This is a genomic window from Phenylobacterium sp., assembly GCF_036723115.1.
Taxonomy (GTDB): domain Bacteria; phylum Pseudomonadota; class Alphaproteobacteria; order Caulobacterales; family Caulobacteraceae; genus Phenylobacterium.
In genome coordinates, this window is sequence record NZ_DAIMHV010000202.1 from 1 (window position 1) to 3,925 (window position 3,925).

General features: G+C 69.7%; 6 protein-coding genes. 2 read left to right on the forward strand and 4 right to left on the reverse strand.

What is annotated here, in order from left to right; translation table 11 throughout:
- The coding region (locus V7D28_RS14330) for an FAD-dependent monooxygenase (RefSeq protein WP_333588062.1) at window positions 1–967 on the forward strand (967 nt) is incomplete at its 5' end.
- On the opposite strand, the gene V7D28_RS14335 is transcribed toward V7D28_RS14330, so the two are convergent.
- The 4 genes from V7D28_RS14335 to V7D28_RS14350 form a co-directional block, all read right to left on the reverse strand.
- Window positions 964–1,182 carry a Trm112 family protein gene (locus V7D28_RS14335; RefSeq protein ID WP_333588063.1) on the reverse strand — a complete coding sequence of 73 codons (219 nt, stop codon included), beginning with the start codon at window positions 1,180–1,182 and terminating at the stop codon, window positions 964–966. The genes V7D28_RS14330 and V7D28_RS14335 overlap by 4 nt on opposite strands.
- A 22-nt stretch (window positions 1,183–1,204) precedes the next feature.
- Complete coding sequence (locus V7D28_RS14340) at window positions 1,205–1,864, reverse strand: LON peptidase substrate-binding domain-containing protein (protein WP_333588064.1); 660 nt, start codon at window positions 1,862–1,864, stop codon at window positions 1,205–1,207.
- 22 nt (window positions 1,865–1,886) lie between these two features.
- Window positions 1,887–2,783, reverse strand: a complete 897-nt coding sequence (locus V7D28_RS14345) for a co-chaperone YbbN (protein WP_333588065.1) — start codon at window positions 2,781–2,783, stop codon at window positions 1,887–1,889.
- An 82-nt stretch (window positions 2,784–2,865) separates the two neighbouring features.
- Window positions 2,866–3,375, reverse strand: a complete 510-nt coding sequence (locus V7D28_RS14350) for a prolyl-tRNA synthetase associated domain-containing protein (protein ID WP_333588066.1) — start codon at window positions 3,373–3,375, stop codon at window positions 2,866–2,868.
- A gap of 110 nt (window positions 3,376–3,485) precedes the next feature.
- Here V7D28_RS14350 and V7D28_RS14355 point away from each other — a divergent pair.
- Window positions 3,486–3,925: DUF6065 family protein (locus tag V7D28_RS14355; RefSeq protein ID WP_333588067.1), on the forward strand; the 440-nt coding region annotated here is incomplete at its 3' end.

Genomic DNA, 3,925 nt, shown 5'->3' on the forward strand with positions numbered 1-3,925 from the left:
CCCCCTGCCCTTCCATCTGCGCTTCGATTCCGCCGAGATCGCCGACCGGTCCGAGGGCGAGCCCCTGGGCTATCTGCTGGAGAACCGCCAGATCCGCGCGGCCCTGTCCAAGGCCGTGGAGGCCGCAGCCATTCCCGTCCTGGCGCCGGCCAAGGTGGCGGGCGCCGCCTTCGGCAAGGCCGGGGCGAGCCTGACGCTCGCCGATGGACGCACCCTCAGCGCGCCCCTGGCCGTGGGGGCGGAGGGCCGCGGCTCGGTCCTGCGCCAGGCGGCCGGCGTCGGGGTCATCGGCTGGGACTATGGCCAGGCCGGGGTGGTGGCCACGGTGCGCCTGGACCGGCCCCATGAGGGGGTGGCGCATGAATATTTCCTGCCCAGCGGCCCCTTCGCCATCCTGCCCCTCACCGACAATCGGGCGAGCCTGGTCTGGACCGAGAGCACGCGCCGCGCCGCCGCGCTCAAGGACGCCCGGCCGGAGGTCTTCCACGCCCATCTGATGCGCCGCTTCGGCGCCTTTCTGGGCGAGGCGCGGGTGGAAGGCCCGGTCTTCTCCTATCCCCTGTCCCTGCAGTTGGCCGAGCGCCTGACCGCCCCGCGTCTGGCCCTGCTGGGGGACGCCGCCCACGGGGTGCATCCCATCGCCGGCCAGGGTCTGAACCTGGGACTGAAGGGGGTGGCGGCCCTGGCGGAGGTGCTGACCGATGCGGCCCGCCTGGGCGAGGACATCGGCTCAGAAGCGGTGCTGGAGCGCTATGCCCGCTGGCGGCGGTTCGACACCGCCGTTCTCAGCGCCGGCATGGACGCCTTCGTCCACCTGTTCTCCAACGACAATCCGGTGCTGCGCCTGGCTCGGGGGGCGGGCATGTCGGTGGTGGGACGCATTCCGCCGGCGCGGAAGATGTTCATGCAGCAGGCCGGCGGCGCCCTGGGCGACCTGCCCCGGCTCCTGCGCGGGGAAGCGCTTTAGACCTCCAGGTCGCGCGCTTCCTCGGGGAGCATGATCGGCACCCCGTCGCGGATCGGATAGGCCAGACGCGCCTGCCGGCTGATGAGTTCGCCAGCCTCGCGGTCATAGTCCAGCGGCCCTTGCGTCAAGGGGCAGACCAGGATCTCCAGAAGCCTTGGATCGATCTCGGCGGTCAGGCTCGGAAGGCCTTGGGCGGGGGTGTCTTGCGCGCTCATGGGGCCTGATTACCTCACCGCGTCATTGCAGGCTATGGGGCGGGTCGTCGTCGTCCTCCAGGGCGTCGATTTCCAGCAGGGTGGTGAGGGCCTTCACCCGCTCGTCCAGATCGCTGGCCTCGAGCAGGGCCTGTTTCTCGGCCGGCTCGAAGGGCAGGCCCATGGTCAGGCTGGTGACCAGGGGCTCCAGGGGGGCGGTGAGCGCCGTGTCGTCGTCGATGTCCAGATCGCGCCGGTTGAGATAGTGCTTCAGCGCCCGGGCGAAGCGCTGGCGGTCCAGCTCGGCGAGGACCTGATCCTCCGAAGAGATATCCCGCTCAAACCGCCCATAGTCGGCCCTGAGCTGCCGATAGGGGGTCCGCGCATTGATCTCCGACCCGGCGTCAAACCGGCAGATGCCGGTGAGCGTGATCAGATAGCGCCCGTCCGAGGTCTCGGCGAAGCTGGTGATGCGGCCGATGCAGCCCACCGCAGTCAGGGCCGGGCGGGCCCGCTCTCCGCCGGCCCTTGTCTGGATCATGCCGATGATCCGGTCGCCGGCCATGGCGTCATCCACCATGTTCAGATAGCGCGGCTCGAAGATCTGCAAGGGCAGGTCGCCGCCGGGCAACAGGATGGCGCCGTCCAGGGGGAAGACCGGAATGATCTGCGGAAGGTCCGCCAAGCGCCGGGGGCCCGGCATGTCTCACCTCACGGGCTGAACTTTATGAAAACAGGATGGCCGACAGGCGACGGCGGCCGCTGCGCGCCACCTCCGAGCCGGGACCGGCGGCCTCGAAGATGGTCAGCAGCTGCTTGCGGGCCGCCTCGTCGTTCCAGGCGCGGTCGCGCGCGATGATGTGCAGCAGGTGGTCGGCGGCCGCCTCGAACCGGCCGCGGCCGGCGAGCGCCTTGGCCAGCGCCAGGCGCGCCTCGTGGTCGTCCGGATCGGCGGCGAGGCGCCGCTCGAAATCGGCGACGTCCGACGGCGCCTCGTCGGCCAGGGCCAGGGCGGCGCGCACGGCGTCCAGGTCGGGATCCTTGGCCTCGGGGCCGGCCATCTCCAGGATCTCCCGGGCGCGTTCGGCGTCGCCGCCGGCGAGATAGCAGCGCGCCAGCCCCCCCAGGGCCTTCACATTCTCCGGATCGCCCTGCAGCACCTGGGCGAAGGCCTGGGCGGCGGTGGCCACATCTCCGCCCTCCAGGGCCTCGCGCCCCAGGGCCAGGAGCTCGTCGGCGCCGCTGGCCGGCGCCATGGCGGCCAGCTTGTCCACAAAGGCCTTCACCTGGCTTTCGGGCAGGGCGCCCATGAAGCCGTCCACGGGCCGTCCGCCGGCGAAGGCGAAGACCGCCGGAATGGACTGCACCCGCAGCTGGCCGGCGAAGGCGGGGTTCTGGTCGATGTCGATCTTGACCATCCGCACCTTGCCCTTGGCGGCGTTCACCGCCTTTTCCAGGGCCGGACCCAGTTGCCGGCAGGGGCCGCACCAGGGCGCCCAGAAGTCGACGATGACCGGCGTCTCGCGGCTGGCCTCGATGACGTCGGCCATGAAGGACGCGTCGCTGCCGTCCTTCACCAGCGGGCCGCCGGCGGGGGCGGAGGTTTCTCCGATAAGGCTCATGGTGATCGCAGTCTCTTCAAGCTTCTGGGGCAACGCCTGGGGCCTAAGATGGTCGCATGGGGCGAAGGCTTCAACGGAAGGATTATGCTTCGACCACCGCCATGGCCTCGAAGTCCACAATGATCGGGGTGACTCCCACCGCCTGGAAGAAGGCGCGCAGCCCCGCCTGATCCACCCGGGTGGTGGCGGTGTTTGTCAGGGGATGGAAGTTCACGTCCGCGGCCTGGGCCAGCACATGGTCCAGGACGAAGCGGACCTGTCGCCCGGCGTCATTGACCAGGGCGAAGGCGGTGACCGATCCCGGCGTCACCCCCAGAACCGCCTCCATGAGCTCGGCCCGCCCGAAGGAGAGCCTGGCCGAGCCGATGACCGCCGGCAGACGCTTCAGGTCGATCTCAGTCTTGTCGGCGGCGGAGATCAGCCAGAGCTGATCCTTGGCGTCCTTGAGAAACAGGTTCTTGGTGTGGGCGCCGGGCAGGCCGGCCTTGATCTCCTCCCCTTCACCCACCCGAAAGACCGCCGGATGGTCCACGGTCGTCTGGGGGATCTGGTGGCGGGCGAAGAAGGCGATCAGGTCGTCACGGCGCAGCATGCCCCTCCATAGTCGGCCCCGCGCCATCGGGAAACTGGACGAGGGCGCGCCCCCGTCGCTAGAGCAGAGCGTGCGGGCCGATGGGCGGCCCTGGCCGGAGACGACGCCCCATGGAGCTTGAGTGCTACCCCACCGCCGAACGCCCGCCGGAGATCGTGCCCGGCCGGCCGCAGCGGGCCTGGATGGAGAGCTTTGTCGATCGCCATCCCTATCGGTGCCTGCCGCTCAGCATGGCCAACACCACGGGATGGGAGATTCTGTGCCCCATGGCCTTCACCGCCGAATGGAACGGCGGCCTCTTCCAGGAGGACATCAAGCTCACGCCTGACTATCCCAATCCGGACTTCCATCACTTCGTGAAGTCGCACTTCAGCCACGGGGTGTTGACCTTCCACCCGGGCTATCTGTTCCGCACCCCGCCCGGCTGGTCGATGATCGCCCAGGGGCCGCCCAATCACATCAAGGACGGCATCCAACCCCTGGCCGGGCTGGTGGAGACCGACTGGCTCCCCTTCCCCTTCACCATGAACTGGATCTTCACCCGGCCGGG

Bases quoted from the DNA above. Each gene is read 5' to 3' on its own strand.
- V7D28_RS14345 (WP_333588065.1), bottom strand. From the start codon at position 2,783: ATGAGCCTTATCGGAGAAACCTCCGCCCCCGCCGGCGGCCCGCTGGTG.
- V7D28_RS14340 (WP_333588064.1), bottom strand. From the start codon at position 1,864: ATGCCGGGCCCCCGGCGCTTGGCGGACCTTCCGCAGATCATTCCGGTC.
- V7D28_RS14335 (WP_333588063.1), bottom strand. From the start codon at position 1,182: ATGAGCGCGCAAGACACCCCCGCCCAAGGCCTTCCGAGCCTGACCGCC.
- V7D28_RS14350 (WP_333588066.1), bottom strand. From the start codon at position 3,375: ATGCTGCGCCGTGACGACCTGATCGCCTTCTTCGCCCGCCACCAGATC.